Origin of the sequence: Paraburkholderia sp. SIMBA_053 (assembly GCF_046534895.1) — a bacterium.
GTDB lineage: Bacteria > Pseudomonadota > Gammaproteobacteria > Burkholderiales > Burkholderiaceae > Paraburkholderia > Paraburkholderia caledonica.
In genome coordinates this window covers 1-274 of record NZ_JAWRXU010000644.1, presented here as the reverse complement: position 1 = coordinate 274, position 274 = coordinate 1, and the positions used below count along the sequence as shown (strand labels likewise).

At 67.2% G+C, this 274-nt stretch carries 1 protein-coding gene; it reads left to right on the top strand.

Translation table 11 applies throughout. The annotated features are described in order from the left end of the window. Window positions 1-219 (top strand): CidA/LrgA family protein (locus SB753_RS37180; protein WP_410805148.1); only part of this gene is annotated, 219 nt, incomplete at its 5' end. Window positions 220-274 lie beyond the last annotated feature (55 nt).

The following is a 274-nucleotide window of genomic DNA, read 5'->3' as shown; positions in this document are numbered from 1 at the left end:
ATTCCCGCCGCCGTCGCGGCCGTCCAGTACGGCGGCCTGTTCCGCCAAGACGGCTGGCGTCTTGCACTCGTCGTGGTCGCGGGCACGCTGATGGTGATGGTGGCTGTCGCATTCGCCGTCGAACAGGCCGCGCGGCTCGAACGCCGTCTCGCGCTGCGCCGCGTGATGGTTCAGCGCTCGCACATCGAGCGTCGTCCTGTTAGCCGCAACTTCCTCTAATCCACGTCCCGGACCGTTCCGCCGATGAGCGCCTTCTACACGTCCCTTTTCGCCG